Annotated in this window: 22 protein-coding genes and 4 pseudogenes; 10 read left to right on the top strand and 16 right to left on the bottom strand. The window is 70.0% G+C overall.

Annotation, left to right across the window (positions count from 1 at the left end; genetic code table 11):
• Window positions 1–6: 6 nt before the first annotated feature.
• The 3 genes from G5B31_RS11360 to G5B31_RS11350 all read left to right on the top strand — a co-directional run bounded on the left by G5B31_RS11360 (window position 7) and on the right by G5B31_RS11350 (window position 1,961).
• A complete protein-coding gene (locus G5B31_RS11360) occupies window positions 7–273 on the top strand; it encodes a hypothetical protein (protein WP_165017536.1) in 267 nt (88 codons plus the stop codon).
• A gap of 358 nt (window positions 274–631) precedes the next feature.
• Window positions 632–1,579 (top strand): hypothetical protein, encoded by a 948-nt coding sequence (locus G5B31_RS11355; protein WP_165017533.1) that lies wholly within the window; start codon window positions 632–634, stop codon window positions 1,577–1,579.
• A gap of 64 nt (window positions 1,580–1,643) precedes the next feature.
• Window positions 1,644–1,961: a hypothetical protein gene (locus tag G5B31_RS11350; protein ID WP_165017530.1), complete on the top strand. Its 318-nt coding sequence runs from the start codon at window positions 1,644–1,646 to the stop codon at window positions 1,959–1,961.
• A 189-nt stretch (window positions 1,962–2,150) separates the two neighbouring features.
• Here G5B31_RS11350 and G5B31_RS11345 read toward each other — a convergent pair whose 3' ends face one another.
• The 11 genes and pseudogenes from G5B31_RS11345 to G5B31_RS21520 form a co-directional block, all read right to left on the bottom strand.
• Entirely contained in the window at window positions 2,151–3,212 is a 1,062-nt protein-coding gene (locus G5B31_RS11345; RefSeq protein WP_240904376.1) for a glucose 1-dehydrogenase, read from the bottom strand.
• A gap of 87 nt (window positions 3,213–3,299) precedes the next feature.
• Window positions 3,300–3,824, bottom strand: coding sequence for a hypothetical protein (locus G5B31_RS11340; protein ID WP_165017526.1), 525 nt, complete (start codon window positions 3,822–3,824; stop codon window positions 3,300–3,302).
• Window positions 3,817–4,086, bottom strand: a complete 270-nt coding sequence (locus G5B31_RS21060) for a glycine cleavage T C-terminal barrel domain-containing protein (protein WP_276616164.1) — start codon at window positions 4,084–4,086, stop codon at window positions 3,817–3,819. The genes G5B31_RS11340 and G5B31_RS21060 overlap by 8 nt, the downstream gene beginning before the upstream one ends.
• 54 nt (window positions 4,087–4,140) lie before the next feature.
• Window positions 4,141–4,689, bottom strand: coding sequence for a hypothetical protein (locus tag G5B31_RS21055; protein WP_205911903.1), 549 nt, complete (start codon window positions 4,687–4,689; stop codon window positions 4,141–4,143).
• 8 nt (window positions 4,690–4,697) lie between these two features.
• Window positions 4,698–5,324, bottom strand: coding sequence for an FAD-dependent oxidoreductase (locus G5B31_RS21050; protein ID WP_205911902.1), 627 nt, complete (start codon window positions 5,322–5,324; stop codon window positions 4,698–4,700).
• Window positions 5,321–5,575: a 2Fe-2S iron-sulfur cluster-binding protein gene (locus G5B31_RS21045; protein ID WP_205911901.1), complete on the bottom strand. Its 255-nt coding sequence runs from the start codon at window positions 5,573–5,575 to the stop codon at window positions 5,321–5,323. Before G5B31_RS21045 ends, G5B31_RS21050 begins: the two co-directional genes overlap by 4 nt.
• Complete coding sequence (locus tag G5B31_RS11330) at window positions 5,572–5,835, bottom strand: sarcosine oxidase subunit delta (RefSeq protein WP_165017523.1); 264 nt, start codon at window positions 5,833–5,835, stop codon at window positions 5,572–5,574. The genes G5B31_RS21045 and G5B31_RS11330 overlap by 4 nt, the downstream gene beginning before the upstream one ends.
• 12 nt (window positions 5,836–5,847) lie before the next feature.
• A pseudogene (locus tag G5B31_RS11325) lies at window positions 5,848–7,098 on the bottom strand (sarcosine oxidase subunit beta family protein).
• 7 nt (window positions 7,099–7,105) lie between these two features.
• A complete protein-coding gene (locus G5B31_RS11320) occupies window positions 7,106–9,514 on the bottom strand; it encodes an FAD-dependent oxidoreductase (RefSeq protein WP_165017520.1) in 2,409 nt (802 codons plus the stop codon).
• Between the two features lie 84 nt (window positions 9,515–9,598).
• Window positions 9,599–10,276, bottom strand: coding sequence for an ABC transporter ATP-binding protein (locus G5B31_RS21190; protein WP_165018034.1), 678 nt, complete (start codon window positions 10,274–10,276; stop codon window positions 9,599–9,601).
• Between the two features lie 79 nt (window positions 10,277–10,355).
• Window positions 10,356–10,583, bottom strand: a pseudogene (locus G5B31_RS21520) (ABC transporter permease); the annotation flags it as partial.
• Between the two features lie 58 nt (window positions 10,584–10,641).
• On the opposite strand from G5B31_RS21520, the gene G5B31_RS21185 reads away from it, so the two are divergent.
• Window positions 10,642–10,791 carry a hypothetical protein gene (locus G5B31_RS21185; RefSeq protein WP_240904375.1) on the top strand — a complete coding sequence of 50 codons (150 nt, stop codon included), beginning with the start codon at window positions 10,642–10,644 and terminating at the stop codon, window positions 10,789–10,791.
• Window positions 10,792–10,814: 23 nt separating this feature from the next.
• Here the strand turns inward: G5B31_RS21185 and G5B31_RS21515 are convergent.
• From G5B31_RS21515 to G5B31_RS11295, 5 genes and pseudogenes are all read right to left on the bottom strand, one after another.
• Window positions 10,815–11,012: pseudogene (locus tag G5B31_RS21515) on the bottom strand (hypothetical protein); the annotation flags it as partial.
• A gap of 42 nt (window positions 11,013–11,054) precedes the next feature.
• Complete coding sequence (locus G5B31_RS21180; protein ID WP_240904374.1) at window positions 11,055–11,258, bottom strand: hypothetical protein; 204 nt, start codon at window positions 11,256–11,258, stop codon at window positions 11,055–11,057.
• An 11-nt stretch (window positions 11,259–11,269) separates the two neighbouring features.
• Window positions 11,270–11,344 (bottom strand): annotated as a pseudogene (locus G5B31_RS21510) (twin-arginine translocation signal domain-containing protein); the annotation flags it as partial.
• A gap of 159 nt (window positions 11,345–11,503) precedes the next feature.
• Window positions 11,504–13,051: a trimethylamine methyltransferase family protein gene (locus G5B31_RS11300; protein ID WP_165017513.1), complete on the bottom strand. Its 1,548-nt coding sequence runs from the start codon at window positions 13,049–13,051 to the stop codon at window positions 11,504–11,506.
• A gap of 153 nt (window positions 13,052–13,204) precedes the next feature.
• A complete protein-coding gene (locus G5B31_RS11295) occupies window positions 13,205–15,082 on the bottom strand; it encodes a glycosyltransferase family 2 protein (protein WP_346763909.1) in 1,878 nt (625 codons plus the stop codon).
• A gap of 179 nt (window positions 15,083–15,261) precedes the next feature.
• Between G5B31_RS11295 and G5B31_RS11290 the strand changes: the two genes are divergently transcribed.
• The 6 genes from G5B31_RS11290 to G5B31_RS11265 all read left to right on the top strand — a co-directional run bounded on the left by G5B31_RS11290 (window position 15,262) and on the right by G5B31_RS11265 (window position 21,944).
• Window positions 15,262–16,077 carry a hypothetical protein gene (locus G5B31_RS11290; RefSeq protein ID WP_165017510.1) on the top strand — a complete coding sequence of 272 codons (816 nt, stop codon included), beginning with the start codon at window positions 15,262–15,264 and terminating at the stop codon, window positions 16,075–16,077.
• Window positions 16,078–16,100: 23 nt separating this feature from the next.
• Entirely contained in the window at window positions 16,101–16,802 is a 702-nt protein-coding gene (locus tag G5B31_RS11285) for a class I SAM-dependent methyltransferase (RefSeq protein ID WP_165017507.1), read from the top strand.
• Between the two features lie 105 nt (window positions 16,803–16,907).
• On the top strand, window positions 16,908–17,591 hold the full coding sequence (locus G5B31_RS11280; RefSeq protein WP_165017504.1) for an FkbM family methyltransferase: 684 nt from the start codon (window positions 16,908–16,910) through the stop codon (window positions 17,589–17,591).
• Entirely contained in the window at window positions 17,572–19,710 is a 2,139-nt protein-coding gene (locus G5B31_RS11275) for a DUF563 domain-containing protein (protein ID WP_165017501.1), read from the top strand. The genes G5B31_RS11280 and G5B31_RS11275 overlap by 20 nt, the downstream gene beginning before the upstream one ends.
• On the top strand, window positions 19,695–20,570 hold the full coding sequence (locus G5B31_RS11270; RefSeq protein WP_165017498.1) for a hypothetical protein: 876 nt from the start codon (window positions 19,695–19,697) through the stop codon (window positions 20,568–20,570). Before G5B31_RS11275 ends, G5B31_RS11270 begins: the two co-directional genes overlap by 16 nt.
• 27 nt (window positions 20,571–20,597) lie before the next feature.
• Window positions 20,598–21,944 carry a DUF1800 family protein gene (locus tag G5B31_RS11265; protein WP_165017495.1) on the top strand — a complete coding sequence of 449 codons (1,347 nt, stop codon included), beginning with the start codon at window positions 20,598–20,600 and terminating at the stop codon, window positions 21,942–21,944.
• Window position 21,945: the final 1 nt, after the last annotated feature.

Here is a 21,945-nt window from a genome sequence, read left to right as displayed (position 1 = left end):
GGCGGGATGAGCATCGAACAGACCGTGGCCGCGCTGGAGGGCCGGCTTCTGGCGCATCGCAAGCTGCTGGCGCGGCTGCTGGCGGGCAGCCCGGAGGACAGCCGCGCCGCCATCGCCGACTGGCTGGCCGGGCAGGAGGTGATGCCCGACGGCCAGGAGGACCCGGGCGCCGTCCCCGGCGAGGGGCTGGCGGTGGAACTGGCGCTCTCCGACGAGCTGCGGCGGATTTCCCGGCTGTGCGAAGGGGTGCAGGGCGGCAGCGCGGCGGGGTGAACCCTTTTCCACGGTTTCCGCGGGCGGGAACAGGCGAGGCACTGCCTCGCCCCCGCTCGTGCGCGGCGGATCAACCGGAGACCTGTCAGCTCTCAACCCCGAGAGGCCAGCGCCCGACCCGGCGGGCGAGAAGCGCCCGCCGAGGGCGGGGCGGGCGCTGGCCGGGCCATTGAGGCCCGGCCGGTCCCGGCTACAACCGTTGCGCGGTGGCGAAGGCACGCGCCTTCGCCAAAGCACGGGTAAATCCCAGGCGCTCCCAAGCCCGAAAATCCCCATCCTCCCGTGGCGCTGAAACAAATCCGCCCCGCTCCGGTTGAGGGGTTATCGCATGTCCCGAAAACACCAAGGAGGAACCAAGATGCACAGGAAACTCGCGCTCGGCGCATTCGCCGTCTGCCTGACCGGTGGCCTGGCCCAGGCCCAGACCACCACCGATCCGGCGACCGATCCGGCCGCTCCCACCGCGCCGGTGGAGATGGTGATCCCAGAAGGCTTCACCCTGCAGACCACGCCGCTGACGGCCGAGGAACTGCTGGGCGCCACCATCTACGACAGCAGCGGCGATTCCATCGGCGAGGTGCACGACCTCGTCTTCGCCGCGCCCGAGGCCGGAGCCACCGGCGCCACGCCGGGCGCCGCGCCCGACAGCACCGCTGCGCCGGATGCGACGACCGCCCCGGATGCGACCGCGCCCGACAGCACGACGGCTCCGGACGCGACCACCACGCCGGATGCCACCGCGCCCGACGGCACCACCGCCCCGGATGCGACGGCCCCGGACGCGACCGCACCGGACAGCACCACCGCTCCCGATGCGACCACCACGCCGGACGCGACCGCGCCCGACAGCACCACCGCACCGGATGCGACAGCCCCGGACGCGACCACGACCCCGGATGCGACCGCGCCGGACAGCACGACGGCTCCGGACGCGACCACGGGCGAGTCCGGCACCATGCCCGAGTCCACCACGGCGCCGGACGCCACCACCGCGCCCGATGCCTCCACGATGCCGGACGCCGGCGACACCGCGGCCGACACCGCCACCGCCCCGGCCACCGGCAGCGACACGATGGCCTCCTCGGGCGAACAGGCCGGGCAGATCACCCATGCCATCCTGGACATCGGCGGCTTCCTGGGGATGGGCCAGCACCGCATCGCGCTGCCGGTCTCGGACCTGCGGATCTACCGTTCGGACAGCGACCTGCGGGTCTACCTGCCCTGGACGCGCGATCAGATGACCGCGCTGCCCGAGTATGACGAGAACGACCCGGCGACCCTGGGCGCTCCGCTGATGACCCCGTGACCGACCTCGCCGGGGGCGGCCCTCCGCCCCCGGCATCCTGCAATCCTGCAACGGAGGATTCCCGATGGCCGATATCGTCGAGGAAATGCGCGACTCCCTGGAAGAGCAGATCGACGAGCTGAGGAAGGAGATGTCCCGGATCAGCCGCTCCATCGCCGAGGGGGCCGAGGACGCGATCGAAGAGGCGGCCGACCTTTACGAGCAGGGCCGGGGCCGGATGCGCCGGACGGCGCGCGGGGTGGGCGACCAGATCCACTTCGCCGCCGACGTGGCGCGCGAGAACCCCGTCACCACCGCAACGGTTCTGTCGACCGTCGCCCTTCTGGGCCTTGCCGCCGGGCTGATGCTGGGCGGCATGTTCGCGGGCGGCAGCCGGCGCTGAATACCGGCGCCGTTCCGGGGCCGGACCGGGTGCTCCCTCCCCTTCCCCCGGCCCCGCGCGGCCCGCAGTTTCCGCTGCGGGCCGCGTCCTTTTCGGAGGGTCTTGGGATCGCTCGGGGTTCCGGCTGCACCCGGCGAACGGAAAAGGGCGGGGCAATGCCCCGCCCTTCCGGTCAGGCCGGGCCGCCGCTCAGATCAGCGGCTTGCCCCCGGTCACCGCCAGCGTCGCGCCCGAGACATAGGAGGCCATCGGCTCGGCCAGCATGACATAGGCCGCAGCCAGTTCCACCGGCTGCGCCGGGCGCTTCATCGGGTAGCTCTCGCCGAATTTCGCCACCTTCTCGGCCGACATGCTGGCCGGGATCAGCGGCGTCCAGACCGGCCCGGGGGCCACGCAGTTCACCCGGATTCCCTTCTCCGCCAGCATCTGCGCCAGCCCGCCGGTGAAGTTCTGGATCGCCCCCTTGGTGGTGGCATAGGCCAGCAGCGTCGGATTGGGCATGTCGGCGTTGATCGAGGCGGTGTTGATGATCGCGCCCCCCGCCGCCATATGCGGCACCGCCGCCTTGGCGAGGTAGAACATCGCATGGATGTTGGTGGCGAAGGTGCGCTGCCATTCGCCGTCGGTGATGTCCTCGATGTTCTCGAAAGTGTCCTGATGGGCGGCGTTGTTGACCAGGATGTCGATGCGGCCGAATTCCTGCACCGTGCGGTCGACGATGCTGCGGCAATGCGCCGGATCGCCGACATCGCCGGGCAGGAGCAGGCAGCGCCGCCCGGCCGCGCGGACGATCTCGGCGGTGTCCGCCGCATCGCCGGTCTCGGTCAGGTAGGAGATCGCCACATCCGCCCCCTCGCGGGCATAGGCGATGGCGACGGCCCGGCCGATGCCGCTGTCGCCGCCGGTGATCAGCGCCGCCATCCCCTCCAGCCGCCCGGCGCCGCGCCAGCTGTCCTCGCCATGGTCGGGGCGGGGGTCCATGGCGCGGAAGGTGCCGGGAAGCTCCTGCCGCTGCTCGGGGAAGGGCGGCTTGGGATAGTCCGGGCGGGCCGGCGCCGGGCGCTCGCCCCGGTCGGGATTGCTGCCGCCGGGCTGCTTGGTGTTGTCGTCGCCGCGCCGGTTCGGGTCCACCCGGTGCTGCCCGGCGGGGTCGATCTGGCCCTGGCGCTGGTCCACCACGCCCGGATCGGGCTCGCGCAGGGATGCATTGGGCATCACGGGGGGCGTGACGGGGGAGCTGCGGTCTTGCATGGACATATCCTCCTTGGACTGCCGGTCCGGCCCGCGTCAAACCGCTGCGGGAGGGGAATTGTTCCGGCGTCCCGGCGGAGGGCGCCCTCACTCCGCCAGCATCTGGTCCAGCCAGGACCGGAGATAGACGGCGAGGCCGCGCTCGACATGCAGCCGCAGGGCGCCGGAGGGGTCGTGGCGGTAGAGCACCGCCGGAACACCGGCGAAGCCGATGGCGGCGCAGGGTCCGGGGTTCGCCGGGTCCAGGGTGGTGGCGCGGGACAGCAGGTCCGGCAGGCCGTCGCCGGTGAGGGCGAAGCCATGGTCGGCCCCGCCCAAGGCGGTGACTGCAAAGCCCGCGTCGTTCCAGCTTTCCTGCACCATCCCGGGCAGCGGGCCGACGGCCAAGAGCCGGTCCCGGGCCAGCCGGACGGTGTAGCTGTCTCCCTGGACCGCGCCCAAGGCTCCTGCCCCCTGCGGATCGAGGCCCGAGGCGCGCCCGAAGGCCCTCAGGTCGCCGCTGACCAGCGCCATGTCCGGCAGGTCCAGGCTGCGGACGGTTACGCCTGCGGCCTCCAGAACGGCGGTGGCCCAGTCGGGCGCGGCGTCCCATTTCGCGGCATGGTCAAGCATGGAGACGTCCTCCCTCTGGATCGAAGGCGCAGGCGGGCGCGATCCGCGCCGTCAGGCGCTGGCCCAGGTGCTGCAATTCCACCGTCTCGCCCATCCGCTCCGCGCCGTTCTCGACCAGCGCCAGCGCGATGGGGCGGTTCAAGTTGGGGCTGAAATGGCTGGTGGTGACGAAGCCGATGCTGCGCTTGTCCGTGCCCCGACGCTCCACCGCGTGGGCGCCGGGCGGCAGCACCGTGCCGTCCGGGCTTTCCAGCCCGACCAGCGCCCGGGCCTGATCCGCCGCCGCGGGCAGCGACAGCGACCGGCGGCCGATGTATTAGCCCTTCTTCCTCTCGAACGGCCCGCTGACGCCAAGGTCCATCGGCCGGGTGCGTCCGTCGGTGTCCTTGCCGATGACGATATAGCCCTTCTCGGCCCGCAGGATCATCAGCGCCTCGCCGCCCAGCAGGACGGCATCGAACGCCCGCCCCGCCTCCTTCAGCGCCCGCCACAAGGGCAGCGCCCGGTCGGCGCGGATCGACAGTTCATAGGAACGGTCGCCGGTGAAGCTGACCCGCGTCACCCGCACGGCTACGCCGCCGAAGCCGCCCCAGGCCAGCGCCATATGCGGCAGCGCGGCATCGTCCAGATCGACCCCCAGCCCCACCGCCTGCAGCAAGGCCCGCGACTTCGGGCCGGTCACGGTCAGCGTGGCATAGCGCGCGGTGGCGTCGTGTATGACCACCCGGCTGCGGTCGAAGCGGCCCTCAACCCCTGCCCGGGACAGGGCGGTGGCGGCCTCGTAAGCGAGGCCGTTGTTGGTGGCGACCACCACCCGCCGCCCCACCGCCACGCCATAGCGGGTCAGGTAGTGCAGTCCCGCCATGGCCGACATCACCCCCGGCCGGTCGTTGTTCGCAAACGGCAGGCCGCACTCGACGGCGCCGGCCGCCAGCACGGTCTCTGCCGCGCGCACCCGCCAGAGGCGCGGCGCCCTGTCTTCTCCATCGTCCTCGGCCAGCCCGGTCGACCCGTGCTCGTAACGGCGAAGGCGGTGGTGCGGAGCATCACCCGGGCGCCGAACTCACGCAGCCGCGCGACGGCCTGCGCCGCCCAGTCGCGCCCCTCCAAGCCCTCGATCCGCGGTTCGCGGTAAAGCAGGCTGCCGCCCGGCACCGGCTGGTCGTCGCAGAGGATCACCCTGCGCCCCTGCCCTGCCGCCGCCAGCGCCGCCGTCAGACCGGCCGGCCCGGCACCGATCACCAGCACATCGCAGAAGGCATTGGCCGGGGCGGCAGGGCCGAAACCCTGCGCATCGCGATCCAGCCGCCCCAGCCCGGCCATGGCGCGGATGCGCGGCTCGAACAGGTGCCAGTCGGGGAACATGAAGGTCTTGTAGTAGAAGGCCGCCGGGATGAAACGGGCGAAACGGTCGAGGAAGGCGCTGCGGTCGCGCTCGGCCGAGGGGCTTCCGTTGATCGACCGCAGCACCGTGCCGTCCCGCGCCGGTTCCACCGTCATCTGCACGTTGGGCCGGTGCTGCGCACCGTGGATGTCGGCGATGCCGTTCGGCTCCTCGGCCCGGCGCTCCAGAAGCCGCGCGGGCGGTGATATTTGAAGCTGCGCCCGACGATGGTGGTGCCCGAGGCCAGCAACGCCGAGGCGAGGCTGCCACCGTGGAAGCCCTGAACGCGGCGGCCATCGAAGGTGAAGGAAACCGGCCGACTGCGGTCCAGCGCCCAGCCGTGGGTATCGACGCGCCAGCCGGTCATGCCCGAGCCTCCGGCAGCAGCGCCTCGGTCGCCGTGACCTCATGGGTCAGCGTGTAGCGTTCCATCACGAAGACCTCGCGGCAGGGCAGGTGCATCCAGATCTCGCGCGCCGGGCCGCGACGGTTGTGGCGGAAGTAAAGGTAGTCGGTCCAGGCTTCGGCCGTGACCTCGCCCTCGGGGCGCAGGTTGCCGGCGTCGCCGCCGAAATGGAACTCGCCCTCGGCCCGGGGGCCGCAGAAGGGACAGGTGAAGAGCTGCATCTCAGGCCTCTTTCAATGCGCGATGCCGGCACCCGCGGCCTCGTCGATCATGTGGCCGCTGCGGAAGCGGGACAGGTCGAAGGGCCGGCTGATCTGGTGATGGCTGCCGGTGGCGAGGATATGGGCGAAGACGGTGCCGCCGGCCGGGATGCCCTTGAAGCCGCCCGTCCCCCAGCCGCCGTTGACGAATAGCCCCGCCAGCGGGCTTTCGCCGAGGATGGGCGAACTGTCCGGGGTCACGTCCACCGTGCCGCCCCATTGCCGCAACAGCCGCAACTGGCGGAAGACCGGGAACATCTCCAGCAGGCCCGATAGCACGGTCTCCAGTTGCGGAAGGTTGCCGCGCTGGCCGTAGGAGGGCACGCGGTCGAGGTCCCCGCCGATCACCATCTCGCCCTTGTCGGACTGGCTGACATAGGTGCCGGTCATCGGCGAGACCAGCACGGTGTCGAAGATCGGCTTCACCGGCTCGGAAACGCAGGCTTGCAGCGTGTAGGAGGTGATCGGCAGGCGGAACCCGGCCTTCGCCGCCAGCGCGCCGGAATTGCCCGCCACCGCCATGCCGACCCGGTCGGCGCGGATTTCTCCGCGCGAGGTGGCGACGCCGACGCAGCGCCCGCCCTCGATCAGAAACGCCTGAACCTCGCATTGCTGGATGATGTCGATGCCGAAACGGTCGGCAGCGCGGGCATAGCCCCAGGCCACGGCATCGTGGCGAGCCACCCCGGCGCGCTGCTGGAGGATGGCACCGTAAACCGGATAGCGGGCATCAGGCGCGAAGTTGAAGATCGGCACCCGCCGCTGCACTTCGGCCCGGTCGAGGAGTTCCGCCTGCACTCCGTTGACCTGCATGGCGTTGACCATACGGGCGGCCATCTCCATCTCGCCGGGGCTGGAGACGATCTGCATCATGCCGCGCTGCGACAGCATGATGTTGTAGTTCAACTCGCGGCCGAGCGTTTCGTAGAGCCGCAGCGACAGGTCGTAGAGCGCGGTGCTTTCCGGGTAGAAGTAGTTCGAGCGGATCGCGGTGGTGTTCCGCCCGGTGTTACCGCCGCCCAGCCAGCCGCGCTCGATTACCGCGACGTTGCGGAGGCCGTGGGTCTCGCCAGGTAATAGGCGGTGGCCAGCCCCTGCCCGCCGCCGCCGATGATCACCACATCGTAGCGCTTTTTCGGCTCGGGGCTGCGCCAGGCGGGCGCCAGCCCTTCTGGCCGGTCAGCCCTCTTTCAGCAGCGAGAGGGCGGAGTAATGGCGGGTCATCGCCGCCTCATCCGCGCATCGCCCTGCCCTCGGGATCGCGGGGCGAGGCCGGGATCACCACGGCGCGGCGTTCCTCGCCGGTGATGTGGGTGGACAGCACGGTGCCCTCGGCCGCGGCGGCGCGGTCCACCATGGCAAGGGCAAGGCTCTTGCCGACGGTATGGCCATAGCCGCCCGAGGTGACGTAGCCGACCAGCCTGCCCTCCTGCCAGACCGGCTCGTAGCCGCTGCAATCGGCGTCCCTGGCGTCGATCTCCAGCATCACCAGCACCTGCACCGAGGGCTTGCCGTCGCGCTCCGCGCGGGCGGCGGCCTCGCCGATGAAGCCGGTCTTGCTCCAGTCGATGAATCGGTCCAGCCCGGTCTGGCCGGGGGTATAGCCTTGGGTGAATTCGCGCGACCAGATGCCGAAGCTCTTTTCCAGCCGCAGGGCGTTGCCCGAGGCGAAGCCGAACTCGATCAGCCCGTGCTCCGCCCCCGCCTCCAGCAGGATGCGGCGCAGGGTGGCGTGTTCCAGCGCCCCGCAGTTGATCTCGTAGCCCAGTTCGCCGGTGATCGACATCCGGGCGACCCGGGCGCGGATCAGGCCCACGTCCATCTCGGTGCATCCGAGCAGCGGGATTGCGGCCACATCCCGATGCGTCAGCTTCTGCAGGATGTCGCGCGACCGCGGTCCGGCCAGGGCGAAGCCGGTGACGATGTCCGAGATGTCGCGCAGCGCCACGCCCTCGGCCATGTGGTCCTGGAACCAGCGCATGTGCCATTCGCGCAGGTAGTAGGACCCCATGATCCACCAGGACCCGTCGCCCCAGTTCAGCAGCGTCAGGTCGCCCTTCAGCCGCCCGTCCTCGCCCAGCATCGGCGCCAGCCGCGCCCGGCCGGGCTTCGGCAACCGGCTGGCGAAGAGGCGGTCGAGCCAGGCTTCTGCCCCCTCGCCGGAAACCTCGTAGCGCGAGAAGCCGGTGATATCGAGAAGACCCGCCCTTTCCCGCACCGCCCGCGCCTCGGCGCCGATGATGCCGAAGGCGTCCGAGCGGCGCAGGCTGGGTTTTTCCGTGAACCCCTTGGGCGCGAAGTAGAGCGGCACTTCCAGCCCCCAGTTGGCGCCCCAGACTGCACCCGCCGACGTCATCCCCTCGTAGGCCCCCGGCGTCTTCAGCGGGCGGCCGGCGAGCAGTTGCTCGTTCGGGTAGGTCATGATGAAGCGGCGCGAATAGAACTGGCCGGTCGTCTGGCGGATGTATTCGCGGTTCTCCGCGAAATCGCCGTAGCGGGCGATGTCCATGCCGAAGATGTCGGCCTCGGCCTCGCCCTGCACCATCCATTCCGCCAGCGACTTGCCGACGCCGCCGCCTTGCAGGAAGCCCGCCATCACCCCGCAGGCCACCCAGTAGTTGCGCAACCCGCGCACCGGGCCGACCAGCGGGTTGCCGTCGGGCGAGAAGGTGAAGGCGCCGTTCACCCAGCGCCTGATGCCCGCCGTTTCCAGCACGGGATAGCGGTGGAAGGCCAGCGCCAGCTCGTCCGAGATGCGGTCGGTGTCCTCCTGGATCAGCTCCATGCCGTAGTCCCAGGGGGCGCCGTCCATCTGCCAGTGCTTGTGGTTGATCTCGTAGATGCCGAGCAGCATCCCGTGCTGCTCCTGCCGCATGTAGGAAAAGCCGTCGAGGTCGACGATGGTCGGCATCTCCTTAGGCAGGGCGGCGACTTCGGGGATGGTCTCGGTGACCAGGTAATGGTGCTCCATCGGCGTGACCGGCAGGTCCACCCCGACCATCCGCCCAAGCTGCTTGGCCCAGAGACCGCCGGCGTTGACCACATGCTCGGCCAGGATCGTGCCCTGCTCGGTCTCCACCCGCCATTCCAGCGAGGGCAGCTGGGTCAGCGCCAGCACCCGGTTGTGCTCGATGATGTCCGCCCCGCGGTTCTTGGCCGCGCGGGCATAGGCATGGACCACGCCCGAGGGGTCGATATACCCCTCGCGGTCCGACACCATGCCGCCCAGCAGGTCGTCGGTATGCACCAGCGGGCAAAGCGCCTTGATCTCCTCGGGCGAGACCAGGCGGTTGTCGTCGATCCCCATCGACTGCATCACCCGGAAGCTGCCCTTCAGCCAGTCCCAGCGGTCGGGGTCGCGGGCCAGCATCAGGCCGCCGGTCATGTGCATCCCGATGCTGATGCCGGATTCCGCCTCGATCTTCGGCAGGAGGTCGATGGTATAGGCCTGCAGCGCCGAGATGTTGGGGTCGGCGTTCAGGGTGTGGAAGCCGCCCGCGGCGTGCCAGGAGGAGCCGGCAGTCAGCACGCTGCGCTCCAGGATGGCGATGTCGGTCCAGCCCAGCCGGGTCAGGTGCCAGGCGACCGAGGCGCCGACGACGCCGCCGCCGATGATCACAACGCGATAACGAGCCTTCATGGTTCTCCCCTTCGTTTCACCCCGGCCGGCCGGAGGACATTAGCGTCATGGACATATATGAACAGAAAAATCTGCAAGCTGCCCTCACAGCCGCGCCTCCAGCCAGCCGCGTTCCATCAGCGGCGTGGAGTCCAGCAGCTTGCCGGTATAGGCCTGCTGCGGGGCCTGGAAGATACGGCTGGCCGGGCCCTCCTCGACGATCCTGCCGCCCTGCATCACCACCACCTCATGGGCGAAGCGGCGGGTCAGCAGCAGGTTGTGGGTGATGAACAGCATGGTCAGCGGACGTTCGGCCATCAGCCGCAGCAAGAGCTTGATCACGCTTTCCTCGACCAGCGGGTCCAGTGCCGAGGTCGCCTCGTCGCAGATCAGCAGCCCCGGTTCCGCCGCCAGCGCCCGGGCGATGCAGACCCGCTGCTTCTGCCCGCCGGACAGCGCGCCGGGCACCCGGTCGAGGAAGGCTTCGGGCAGTTCCACGTCGCGCATCAGCTCGCGCAGCCGGGCCTCGGCCGCCGCACCGCGCAGGCCCCCGAACTTCGCCAAGGGCCGGCCGACGATCTCGCGCACCCTCTGGCGCGGGTTCAGCGCCAGGTCGGGCAGCTGGTGGATGTATTGCAGCCGCCGCCGGGCCTCGAAGCTGCGGTCCTCGATCCGGCCGGACAGCGGCGCACCCTTCATCTCCATCGTGCCGGCGTGCAAGTCCACCAGCCCGGCGATGGTGCGCGCCAGCGTGGTCTTGCCGCTGCCGGATTCGCCGACCAGAGCGACGGAACGCGCTGGCGCGGGTTATGATGCGGCGGCGCGGGATGCCCTTCACCTCGGCCATCAGGATGTAGTCCGAGGCCAGCACCGAAAGGATCGCCGTCCGCGTCAGCTTCATCGTATGGGCCTGGCCGATGATCACGAGCGCCGGCACCGGCAGCGCCAGCACCCAGGCCCAGGCCCCTGCCCCGCCCATCAGCGGCGCCACCGACATCGAGGGGAACCATCCCAGCCGGACGGCGAAGACGTAAATCAGGACATAGCCGACCAGAAAGGCCGGCATCGCCAGGAACAGCATCGAGCCGAAGCCCAGCAAACGATCCAGCCAGCCGTCCTGCCGGATCGCCGCCAGGATGCCGCCGCCGATGGCGACCGGCAGCAGCAGGACCGCCGCCGCCAGTGCCAGCACCATCGAATTCTCCAGCCGCGGCAGCAGCACCTCGGTCACGGGCCGGCCGCTGGCAAGCGAGGTGCCGAAATCGCCCCGCAGCACATCGGCCAGCCAGCCGAGGTAGCGCTGCAGCAGCGGATCGTCCAGCCGCAGGTCGCGCCGCAGCGCCTCCAGCGCCTCGGGCGTCGCGTTCTGTCCCAGAAGCGCGCTGGCGGTGTCGCCAGGAAGCATGGCGGTGCCGGCGGAGATCAGGCCGGTGACGAGGAGCAGCGACACCGCCCCCGATACCGCACGGGACACCACGAAACCCGTTACGGGCGAGGACCGGAGACGAATCTTGCGCATCAGGCGGACCTTGAGCCGGAGAAAGGCCGGAGGGGCATTCGGCTAGACCTCCTCGAAGGGGAAGCTGTCGAGCCGGAGATGCCCGGTCTCGGTCACCAGCACCTGGGTCTCCAGCTTGACCGACCCGCTGCCTTCTTCGGCCATCAGGCTTTCGACGCAGACCACCATGCCCGGCTGGAACTCCCCCGCCATGGTGCGGTCCGACCAGTCCGGGTGCAGCGGGATGACCGGCCATTCGTCGGCCATGTCGGCAGCGGCGTGGCGGCGATCAACCCCAATGCGCCAGCGTTCCGCAGGAAACCGCGACGGGACAATCCATGGATGCTGGTCATGCTGCACTCCCTGTGCTGGTCGGGCGATCTCTGGCGCCTGGTTGTGGACATAAATGAACATATGGTCAGTTATGTATACGGGAATTTTCGGCCCGCCCCTTGCGCCGGCAGCGACGCTGCGCTGCCGTCCGCGCCCCGCGGCGGGACCGGCCGGGTGGGTCAGTCCTCCGGCCTTGCCCCGCCCGCCTCGCTGCGGCTTCGGACGAAATCCTCCAGCCGCTCCGCCACGCCCTCGCAGGCGACGGGCGGGGTGAAGTCGGCCAGCTTCTGCTGCCAGATCGTGGTGGCGCGTTCGTCGGCCCGCAGAGCGCCGGCCTCGGTCCAACTGCCGTGGTTCGACAGGTCGGCGACCAGCGGCCGGTAGAAGGCGGTCTGGTAGCGTTCCATCGTATGCGCCGTGGCGAAGAAATGGCCGCCGGGCTGCACCTCGGCGATGGCGTCGAAGCCGAGCGCCGCCTCGTCCGCCGGCGCCGGCCGGGCCAGTTCGGCGATGGTCTGCAACGCCTCGATGTCGAGGATGAACTTCTCGTAGCCCAGCGTCAGCCCGCCCTCCAGCCAGCCCGCGGCATGGACGGTGACGGTGGCCCCGCCCAGCACCGCGCCCCAGAGCGCCATCACGGTTTCCGTCGCCCCCTGCGCGTCCGCGGTGTTCGCGGCCGCTCCGGTCGCCGAGCGCCAGGGCAGGCCGATGTGCCGCGCCAGCTGGCCGGAGGCGATGCAGGCGCGGATATGTTCCGGCGTGCCGAAGGCCGGCGAGCCCGACTTCATGTCGACGTTGGACAGGAAGCCGCCGTAGCTGACCGGCGCCCCGGGTCTCGCCATCTGCGCTAGCGTGATGCCCGCCAGCGCCTCGGCATGTTGCAGCATCAGGGCGCCCGCCACGGTGATCGGCGCCATCGCGCCGGCCAGGCAGAACGGGGTGATGATGGTCATCTGCCCGGCGCGGGCGAAGTCGATGATGCCGCGCGACATCGGGATGTCCAGCTGCCGCGGCGAGTTGGAGTTGATCACCGTCGTCGCCCAGACCCCGTCGGCGAAGCCCGCCTCGTCCAGCCCGCAGGCCAGCCGGATCATCTCGAAGCTTTCCTCGACCTGATGCCGACCGCGGGCATAGACGAAGAGCGGCTTGTCGCAGTTCTCAAGCTGGCCCTTCATCATCGCGTAGTGGCGCAGGTGGATCGGCACGTCCTGCGGCTCGACCGAGGGGCCGTGCATGTGGATCACGTCGAATGTCTGCTGCAGGCGCAAGGTTTCCAGATAGTCGGTCAGGTCGCCGGGCCGCCGCCCGCGCTCGCGGTCACAGGCGTTGGGGCAGCCTGCGCCCGCCATGAACAGCATCGAGCCGAGGGCATAGTCCTGCTCCCGCACCGGATTGGCCGCGCGCAGGCGGATGGACCGGGGGGCCGTCGAAAGGGCCGAGGCCACCAGGTCGCGGCCGATGCGGACCATCTGGCTGTCCTCGTCCACCAGAGCGCCCGCGGCGCGCAGGATCTGCCGCGCCTCGTCCAGCAGGACGCGAATGCCCAGTTCCTCCAGAACCCGCAGGGCGCCGTCGTGCATCGCCTCGATCCGGTCCTGCGAATAGGCCAGCTGCGGAGCGAAGGGATTCTGCATCCGCATATAGGCCGCCTCGGGCCGGCCGCCCTCGCCGCCCCCTGCCCTGCGCGGACGCACGCGCCCCTGACGACCAGTTTCCGGCTTCTCCATGCGCTTCTCCTCCCCTGTGCAGGGGGGATCGTAGCAAGATGGACATTAATGTCCATATCCTTGACGACCTACCGCCGAGAGACCCGCCACCCGTGCAGGACCGCACGGGCGCTTCGCTGCGCGGCGGCCGCCCGGCAGGACCCTTGCCCTTGCTCAACCGGCCAGCAGGAACCCGCGGCAGATGTTCGGGTCGAAGTCGTAGTCCGGCGCATAGCCGTTGGCGCGGAGCAGGTCCGTCAGGTCGCCGAGCCGGGAATGCCAGCGCTCGATCAGCCGGCCGTAGAGGAACACCTGCCGGGGAGGCGCGGCGGACAATGTTCCGGCCAGCCCCGCCAGCACCTCGGGCGACAGCCGCGCGTCCGCCAGCAGCAGCGCCTCCGGCCGCTCGGCCGCGACCAGCGCGGCGAGGTCGGGCTCCACCGCCTCCAGCCGCGTGGGCGACAGGCGGAACCTGTCGGTGAAGGGGCGCTGCGACAGCGACAGCACCCGCTCCATCATCGCGCGCAGGGCCGGGTCGTCCTCCTGCATGACGATGGTCAGGTCCGGCCGGATGTTGGCGCAATGCCCGGCGAGGAAGCCCACCGCCGAGCCGATCTCCAGCACCCTTGCGCCCTTGGCCAGCACGGCGGGCATCTTGCGGGCCAGGCCGCGCTCGAACTTGCCGGCCTCGATCAGCGGCAGCACATGCGGCGCGAAGATCCGCGGGTCGCGCGGCAGCTTCATCGTATGGTTGGCGAAGACCGCGACCCCGCCGTCGCCCTCCGGCACCGCCGCCGCCGGGACGTAGGACCCCAGCGGAACCGTCTCGGCCGGGGCGCGGGGCTGGGAGAGCCGGTCTTCCCGCGCCTTCTGCATCCGTTGCTTCTCGACCTCGCTCATCAGCGCGGCGATCTTCTCCTTGTCGCGGGCCTGCGGCGGCTTGGCCACGATCTGCGAGATCGGCACCTGCGAGGCCGCCGCCAGATCGGCGACCAGCCGGCGATAGGCCTCGGTCTGCTTCAGCTCGGCCAGCCGCCCCTCCACCCGGTCGAGCGCGGCGAAGTGCAGCCGGTTCAGCACCTCGTCCTCCAGCAGCTGGGCGATGATGCGGTTGCGACGCGCGCTGTAGCGCAGCATGGTGTCGTCGCGTTCCTCGTTGCGGTCCTGCAGGCTCCAGTAGTCGCTGTTGTATTTGTCGGCCTTGTTGTTGACGTTGCCGCGCAGCTTGCGGATCGCGTAGCTGTCCACCGACTTCACCGCATAGTGGTTCAGCTGCACCCAGTCGTAGCCCACCGTCCGGGTGATCGACCGCCAGCCGCGGAACTTGAAGTAGTCCTCCATCGGCCGGCCCGAGCCGTTCAGCCATCTTACCCGGTCGGGGAAATCGGTCTTGATGTGGCGGGTCTTCATCTTCGGCCGGTGGATGCCCAGCTTCCAGTAGTCGGGGTCGAACGTGAACAGCGTCTTCACCCCCCAGCCCTTGTTCCAGCTTTGCGGGGCGGCCATCAGGTATTGCTCGGTCACCGGCGCGCGCGACCAGTCCACCACTCCGCCCGAGCCGAAGATGCGCCAGGTCACCACGATGCCGTTCATGTCCTGCGCCTTGGCCGCGCCGATCAGGTCGTCCAGCGTGCCGTCGCCGTAGCGGATCGACAGGAACTCGTCGGCGTCGAAGACCATCACCCAGTCCGACCGGCAGACCACCGGCTCTTCCTGCGCGTATTTCAGCGCCGAGGGCTGCGGCCGCAGCCCCTCGGGGATGACGTTGCGGCGGTGGTGGCAGAGGCCCAGTTCCTCCAGCCGGATCAGCATGTCGTCGGTGCCGTCGGAACAGTCGTTGGTGTAGACCACCAGGTCGGTGAAGCCGATGGCCAGGTGATGCGCCACCCATTCGATGACATAGGGCCCCTCGTCCTTCATCATCGACACCGCCGTGACCTGGCCGTGCGGGCTGGCGTGGCGCTTCAGGGCGAAGGGGACGGTGCCGAAGATCTCCGATGCGCCGCGGGGAGGTTCCGGGGGGGCGTCCGCCTTGCGCTCTGCCTTGCTCACGATCACCCCTGCTGCACTTTACCACGGTCCGCCCGGGTTCTATCCCATGCGGGCCGCTTCGCACAACAGCGGCAAACCCTGTGCGGACACAGGCCGCAGCGCATTCAAATGGCTGGACTTGCAACCCCCGCCGGGCCATAAGCGGGGCAAGAAGAATAACGAGTTGACCAGGGCAGAACATGGCATCCCCCAAGCGCAGACCCGTCGCATCGCTGTGGATCGGCGAGAAGTTGCATTACCTCAACCAGCTTTGCCTGATGTCGCATGTGCGGCACGGCCATCCCACAACCCTCTACTGCACCGACACGGTGACCAACGTCCCCGAGGGGGTCGAGGTGCGGCCGGCGACCGAGATCATGTCGATCGACATGGACATCGTGCGCCAGACCTCGGAAAGCTTCCTGTCCAACGTCTTCCGCTACCGGATGATCCAGCAGACCGATGCGGTCTGGATCGACTGCGACGCCTTCTGCTACCGCCCCTTCCCCGACGAGATGACCCATATCTACGCCGGCCACGGCTTCCGCGGGGCGCTGAACTGCGGCGTGGTCTACATTCCGCCGAAGGGCGAGCTGATCGACCAGCTGCTGGACTATTACGACAACCTGCCCGCCGCGCCGGCCTGGTTCAACAAGCAGCAGCGCAAGCGGATCGACAAGCAGGACACGTCCCTGCCGCAGGCCGTCCGCATCTACAACGCCGAGCGCACGGCCTTCGGGCCGCAGGCCTTCACCTGGTTCGCGCAGCAGACCGGCGACTACGACAAGGCGCTGAGCCACGATTACCTCTACCCGGTGCCGTTCCAGCTGAACGACGTGTTCTACGATCCGCATGGAAGCGTCGAGGGGCATTTCACCGACAACACGCTGTCGGTGCATCTCTACACCAACGGCACCCGGCCCTGGTGGCGCAAGAACGTGCCGCTTCCCAATTCCTATGCCGCGCGGATGTGCGCCGAGATCGGTATCGACCCGGCGCAGGCCCTCGAGGAATAGGCGGCCCGGAAAGGGGCATCCCGATGGGCATCAGCATAATCCCCGGGCTGTTCCTGGCCCGCCACCGCGCGGCGGCAGCCGAAGCGAAGCGCGGCATCATCCTGGGCCGGCAGAAGATCCACATGCAGCCCGCCCGGCTGAAGCGCTTCGTCGCGGCGCTGGCGAAGATGGGCGTCCCGGCGACCGGGGCCGACATCACCCAGGCCGACGGCTTTTCCGAAGCGTTCTTCGCCCGGCTCGGCTATCCGCCCATCGAGGCGATGGATTTTACCGACGCCGAGGGCGCGCAGCACATCCACGACCTGAACCTGCCCTGCCCCGAGGCGCTGCGCGGCAAGTTCGATCTGGTGATCGACGGCGGCACCACCGAGCACATCTTCCACCTCGGTCAGGCGCTGGACACCTGCCACCACCTTCTCGCCCCCGGCGGCCTGTTCATGTCCTTCGTCGCCGGCGACGGCTGGTTCGGCCACGGCTTCTTCCAGACCGGGCCGGACGTGCCCTGGCGCTACTGGCACCACGCCCGCGGCTACGAGATGCTGGAGGTCTCGCTGGCGCCGCGCAAGTCGCCCCTGGAGACGATCCCGGTCCCCGATCCCACCGGCCGCCCGCGCGGCGGCGAAATGGCGCTGAGCGGGCCGCACATGCTGGTCTACGCCTGCCGCCGGCCCCTGGCCAATCCCCCCTATGCGCCGCCCATCCAGGGCCACTACGCCCGGGACTGACAGAACGCGCCCCGGACCATCATCAGTGAGGAGCATTGCCAGTGACAGACCAGACCCCTTGTGCGACCATCCGCGCCACCAGCCCGCAACCCCGGGGTCGCAGCCATGAATGACGTGCCGGTCGTGGCGACATACCACGGCATCGAGGTCCTGCAGGCCCCGATGCTGAGCGCGCGGATGATCCAGTCCCTGAACGAGGGCACCTACGAGCGGCGCGAGGTCGCCTGCGGCCTGGCGGCGATCCCGCGGGGCGCGCGCCTGCTGGAACTCGGGGCCGGCACCGGCGTCGTCGGCGCCGCGCTGCACCGCAATCTGGGCTGCGCCGCCACGCTGTCGGTCGAGGCCAACCCCGACCTGCTGCCCTGGATCGAGAAACTGCACGCGCACAACGGGCTGAGCGACGGCATCACCCTGCGCCACGGTGTCGTGCTCAGCGCGCCGGACGCGCCGGAAACCGTCACCTTCAACGTGACCGGGAACTTCCTCGGCTCCAGCCTGCACGACCGCCCGGAAAAGCACACCCGGCAGGTGCAGGTCCCGGTGCTGAGCTACGAGGAGGTGAAGAAGACCTTCCCGCATGACGCGATCATGATGGACATCGAGGGCGGCGAGCTGGACTTCCTGCGCCATGCCGACCTGACCGGAGTGGATGTCTTCGTCGCCGAGATGCATCGCGACATCTACGGCCGCGAGGGGATGCGGGAATGCCGCCGCCTGCTGGAGGCGGCCGGGCTGGCCTTCGACGAAAGCACCAGCAAGGCGGGCGTGCATGTCTATCGCCGCAGCTGAGGACCGGGACCGCGAGGAGGAGGAGAAGGCCGCGCCGATGCCGGCGATCTTCCCCCCGCCGCCGGAACTGGCGGACCTTGCCGATCTGGCCGGGCGCGACGGTTTCCTCTTCCGCGGCGGGCTGGTCGATGCCTGGTTCATCCGCCGCTCGGACGTGCTGCTGGTGACCTTCGACAACCTCGGCTCGATCGGGGAATACGACCCGCCGCAGCCCTGGCTGCAGGGACGGGCGGCGAAGGGCGGCTTCTCGATCCTGGGGCTGATGGCCTCGCGCAAGGACTGGTATCGCAACGCGGACACCCCGCGGCTGATCGCGGCGCTGCGCGATGCCGGGCTGTTCCAGGGCTTCCGCCGGGTGGTCTTCGTGGGCGCCTCGATGGGCGGTTTCGCGGCGCTGGCCTATTCGGCGCTGGTGCCCGGATCGGTGGTGCTGGCCTTCAGCCCGCAGTCCAGCCTCGCCCCGGCGCTGGTGCCGTTCGAGAAACGCTACCGCTATGCCTCGCGCAAATGGGACTGGCAGAGCCCCGATTTCCTCGACGCCGCGGCGGGTGCGAAATCGGCGGCCGAGGTGCATCTGGTCTACGATCCCTTCGTGCCCGAGGATGCCGCCCATGCCCGGCGGATCGACGGCCCCAATGTCCGCCACCTGCGGGTCGGCCACATGGGCCACCGCGCCATCCGCCAGATCAAGTCGACCGGGGCGCTGCAGGCGCTGATCGAGGGCGTGGCGCGCGGAACGCCGGACCCCCTGGCGCTGGCGCGCGGCCTGCGGGCGCGGCGGCAGCAGCCGGCCTGGCAGAAGGCGCTGCTGGCCGAGGCCGAGCGGCGCGGCCACCTGCGGCTGGCGCTGGCCGCCGCCCGGCAGCTGGCCCGCAGCGACCCCGACAGCCGCTTCGCCCGCCGCGCCGCCCGGCGGCTGAAGGCCGCCATGGCCGGGCCGCCCCCCATGCCCGCCGCCGACGACGAGACGCTTTTCATCACCGAGCCGCCGCCCCTGCGGCCGTTCCGGGGCGAAATGGCGATCCTGTCGCAGGCGCTGGTCATCCCCGAGCGCAAGACCGACCGGCCGCTGGCCTGCGGCGTGCTGGATGCCTCCGGCGCATGGTGCCCGCTGTCGAAGGGCTGGATCCGGGCGCGGAAATCCTATCCGCAGCCCGCGCTCGGCCCGCGCGAGAAGATCGTCGACCTGCCCGGCACCCATCTCTACGCCGGCCATTTCCGCGGCCATTTCGGGCATTTCCTGGTGGAGGCCACCGCGCGGCTCTGGGCGCTGGACCATCTGGACCAGCCGCCCGACAGCATCCTCTACCTGCCCTACCGCGGCCAGGTCGCCGCCATCGAGCGCGCGATCCAGGACCTCGCACCGTTCTTCCGCCTGCTGGACATCGACCTGCCGGTCCGCACCCATGGCAGCGTGCTGCGGGTCGAGCGGCTGATCGTGCCGGAACTCGGCTTCGGCTGGGGCGACCGCTATGCCGGCTCGGCCGCCTACCGCGCCTTCATGCAGCGCCGGCTGAATGCGGCAGCCGCGGCCGAAGGCTCGGACCTCCTCTACATCTCGCGCGCAAGGCTGAACGCGCAGCGCGGCGGCATACTGGGCGAGACGGTGATCGAGGAGAACCTCGCCCGCCTCGGCTACGAGATTTTCCACCCCGAACGCCACCCGCTGGAGGTGCAGGTCGCCCGCTACAAGGCCGCGCGGCGGATCGTGGCGCTGGACGGCTCGGCCCTGCATCTGGCCGCCTATGTGCTGCCGCCGGGCGCCCGGGTCGCGATGATCAAGCGGCGGTCGCGGGCGAACGTGGACGACTACCTGCTGCAGTTCCGGTCGTTCTGCGGCGTCGACATCGACGTGATCGACGTGGTGCGCACCGACTGGGTGGCCGAGGGCGCGACGCGATCCGACTACAAGTCGGTGGGCGAGCTGGACTTCGACGCCCTCTTCGCCCGGCTGGCCGCATCCGGCTATGTCCCCGAGGAGTTCCGTCCCGACCTGCCGGACCCGGCCGGGATCCGCGCCCTGCTCGACCAGATCCAGGACAAGCGCGGCCAGCCCTTCCGCCCGCTGCGGCAGGACGAGCCCGAGGCACAGGAGGACGACGGATGCCGCCCAGCCTGACCATCTATTTCATCGTCGAGCCGCCGGACTACCAGCTGATGGCCTGCTACCTTGCCGCCTCGATCCGCGAGCAGTTCGGCAAGGCGGTGAAGCTGGTCGGCTACTGCCCCGAGCAGAAGCTGGACAGCGTGCAGGCCGATGTGAAGCAGGCGCTGCGCCTCATGGACGTGGACCTGCGCGGCTTTGCGACCGAGGGCCGCTTCGACCCGCCCTACCCGCACGGCAACAAGCTTCTCGCCACGCTGGAGCCGCGCGACACCGACTTCTCCTGCTTCATGGATTCCGACATCCTCTGCCTGCGCCCCAACCGGGTGGAGAACATCGTCCGCGAGGGGCATGTCACCCTGTCCAAGGCCGCCTCGATGAACTGGGCGCCGCAAAGCATCTGGGACCGGATCTACGCCACCTGCGGGATGGAGCTGCCTTCCGAGCGGTTCAAGCTGATGAAGCAGCGCAAGGGGCAGGAGCGGGTTCCCTATTTCTCCTCGGGCCTGTTCAGCTTTCCCGAACGGCACCGCAACGCCGAGGGGCTGACCTTCCCGCAGGTCTGGATGCAGGTCGCGCAAAGGATCGACGCCGATCCCGACCTGCCGAAGAAGCGGCCCTACCTGGACCAGATGTCGATGCCGCTGGCCATCCGCAAGGCGGGGCTGGACTGGAACCTGCTCGGCGACGAGCAGCATTTCATCCTCGGCGGGCGCGAGCGCGGCAAACCCTTGCCGACCGACCGGGAAATCTTCACCGTCCACTACCGGATCTGGGATATCGTCAAGGAAACCGGCCTGTCGCGGCAGGCCAAGGACATGCTGGAACGACATGCAGGCGTGCGGCGGCTGGCCCAGTTCTCCAAGCAGCACTGATCGGGTCCGCAGAGGAGGCGATCCGGGATGACCCCGCTTGCGCAGATCCGCTTCGGCTACGGCCCCGCCGCCGGGAACACCGGGGCGGAGGCCTTCGCGCCCGGGGAGCTGATGGCGCAGCTGACCGCCCCGGACCCCGAGAGCGACCGCTTCGCCCGGCCCGACGGCGCCACGCGCCAGGCGCTGATGGACCGGCACCGCGCCGAGGTCAGGCGCCGCCGCAAGACCGGCGACATGTCGGATCAGGACGAGAATGCGCCCGGCCGCCAGCTGAAGACCATCTTCGCCGAGGATCAGCTGGCCTTCGTCCTGCGCCCGGTGGCGGCGCGGAACGGCTTCGTCGAGCGGCTGGCCAACCTCTGGGCCAACCGGCTGACCGTGGGCGTGGTCGGCAACGCCGGGCTGCTGATCGAGCCCTTCCGGACCGAGGTGGCGCGGGCGCATCTGGCCGGGCGCTTCGAGGACATGCTGCGCGCCTCGCTCTGGCATCCGGCGATGCAGGTCTATCTCGACCAGAAACGCTCCATCGGCCCGAATTCCAGCCTCGGGCTGCGCAAGGGCCTGGGCCTGAACGAGAACCTCGCCCGGGAATTCCTGGAACTGCATTCGATGGGCACCGGCTATACCCAGGCCGACGTGACCGAACTGGCGCGGCTGCTGGCCGGGATGCAGCCGGATGCGAACGGGCCGGGCCTCAACACCGCGGCGGTGGAGCCGGGGGCGAAGACCATCCTCGGCCAGCGCTTCGGCGACGACGACCCGGTGGCCGAGATCGACCGGCTGGTCTCGGTCGTCGCCGCCCGGCCCGAGACGGCGCTGTCGGTGGCCCGGCTGCTGGCACGGCATTTCATCAGCGACGACCCGCCCGCCGATCTGGTGGAGGCGCTGACGCAGGCCTATCTGCGCGAGGGCGGCGACCTGCCCGCGCTTTACCGGGTGCTGCTGGACCATCCCGCGGCGCAGGACCCGGTGCTGGCCAAGCTGCGCAGCCCGCAGGAATATGCGGCGGCCTGCCTGCGGGCGCTCGGCCTGACCGGCCGCGAGACCGGGCTGCCCGGCCTGCACGGCAAGCAGGGCTTCCGCCTGCCGGAGGCGCTGATGCGGATGGGGCAGCCGATCTTCCGCCCGCGCGGGCCGGACGGCTGGCCCGAGATGGCGGAGGACTGGCTGACCCCGCCGATGATGGCCGCCCGCATCGACTTCGCCGTCGACGCGGCCCGCGCCGCCGCCGAGACCAAGGACCCGCTGGCGGTGACCGACCTCGTCCTCGGCGATCTGGCCAGCCCGGCGCTGCGCTTTGCCGTGCAGGGCGCCGAACAGCGGTGGGAAGGGGTGGCGGTGCTGCTCGGCTCGCCCGAATTCATGAGGAGATGAC

The sequence above is a fragment of the Rhodobacter sp. SGA-6-6 genome (assembly GCF_011043545.1).
Taxonomy (GTDB): Bacteria; Pseudomonadota; Alphaproteobacteria; order Rhodobacterales; family Rhodobacteraceae; genus Pseudogemmobacter.
The sequence above is the reverse complement of the archived record's forward strand: the minus strand, read 5'-3'. Positions and strand labels throughout refer to the sequence as shown.

What these genes read in the sequence shown, in the direction of transcription:
- G5B31_RS21055 (WP_205911903.1), bottom strand. Translation starts at nt 4,689, where the DNA reads ATGGCGGGACTGCACTACCTGACCCGCTATGGCGTGGCGGTGGGGCGG.
- G5B31_RS21045 (WP_205911901.1), bottom strand. Translation starts at nt 5,575, where the DNA reads ATGACCGGCTGGCGCGTCGATACCCACGGCTGGGCGCTGGACCGCAGT.
- G5B31_RS11285 (WP_165017507.1), top strand. Translation starts at nt 16,101, where the DNA reads ATGGGCATCAGCATAATCCCCGGGCTGTTCCTGGCCCGCCACCGCGCG.
- G5B31_RS11270 (WP_165017498.1), top strand. Translation starts at nt 19,695, where the DNA reads ATGCCGCCCAGCCTGACCATCTATTTCATCGTCGAGCCGCCGGACTAC.
- G5B31_RS11320 (WP_165017520.1), bottom strand. Translation starts at nt 9,514, where the DNA reads ATGAAGGCTCGTTATCGCGTTGTGATCATCGGCGGCGGCGTCGTCGGC.
- G5B31_RS11330 (WP_165017523.1), bottom strand. Translation starts at nt 5,835, where the DNA reads ATGCAGCTCTTCACCTGTCCCTTCTGCGGCCCCCGGGCCGAGGGCGAG.
- G5B31_RS21050 (WP_205911902.1), bottom strand. Translation starts at nt 5,324, where the DNA reads ATGACGGTGGAACCGGCGCGGGACGGCACGGTGCTGCGGTCGATCAAC.
- G5B31_RS11360 (WP_165017536.1), top strand. Translation starts at nt 7, where the DNA reads ATGAGCATCGAACAGACCGTGGCCGCGCTGGAGGGCCGGCTTCTGGCG.
- G5B31_RS11355 (WP_165017533.1), top strand. Translation starts at nt 632, where the DNA reads ATGCACAGGAAACTCGCGCTCGGCGCATTCGCCGTCTGCCTGACCGGT.
- G5B31_RS21180 (WP_240904374.1), bottom strand. Translation starts at nt 11,258, where the DNA reads ATGGCCGACGAATGGCCGGTCATCCCGCTGCACCCGGACTGGTCGGAC.
- G5B31_RS11340 (WP_165017526.1), bottom strand. Translation starts at nt 3,824, where the DNA reads ATGCTTGACCATGCCGCGAAATGGGACGCCGCGCCCGACTGGGCCACC.
- G5B31_RS11300 (WP_165017513.1), bottom strand. Translation starts at nt 13,051, where the DNA reads ATGGAGAAGCCGGAAACTGGTCGTCAGGGGCGCGTGCGTCCGCGCAGG.
- G5B31_RS11350 (WP_165017530.1), top strand. Translation starts at nt 1,644, where the DNA reads ATGGCCGATATCGTCGAGGAAATGCGCGACTCCCTGGAAGAGCAGATC.
- G5B31_RS11275 (WP_165017501.1), top strand. Translation starts at nt 17,572, where the DNA reads ATGTCTATCGCCGCAGCTGAGGACCGGGACCGCGAGGAGGAGGAGAAG.
- G5B31_RS11280 (WP_165017504.1), top strand. Translation starts at nt 16,908, where the DNA reads ATGAATGACGTGCCGGTCGTGGCGACATACCACGGCATCGAGGTCCTG.
- G5B31_RS11265 (WP_165017495.1), top strand. Translation starts at nt 20,598, where the DNA reads ATGACCCCGCTTGCGCAGATCCGCTTCGGCTACGGCCCCGCCGCCGGG.
- G5B31_RS11345 (WP_240904376.1), bottom strand. Translation starts at nt 3,212, where the DNA reads ATGCAAGACCGCAGCTCCCCCGTCACGCCCCCCGTGATGCCCAATGCA.
- G5B31_RS11290 (WP_165017510.1), top strand. Translation starts at nt 15,262, where the DNA reads ATGGCATCCCCCAAGCGCAGACCCGTCGCATCGCTGTGGATCGGCGAG.
- G5B31_RS21185 (WP_240904375.1), top strand. Translation starts at nt 10,642, where the DNA reads ATGGCGACCGGCAGCAGCAGGACCGCCGCCGCCAGTGCCAGCACCATC.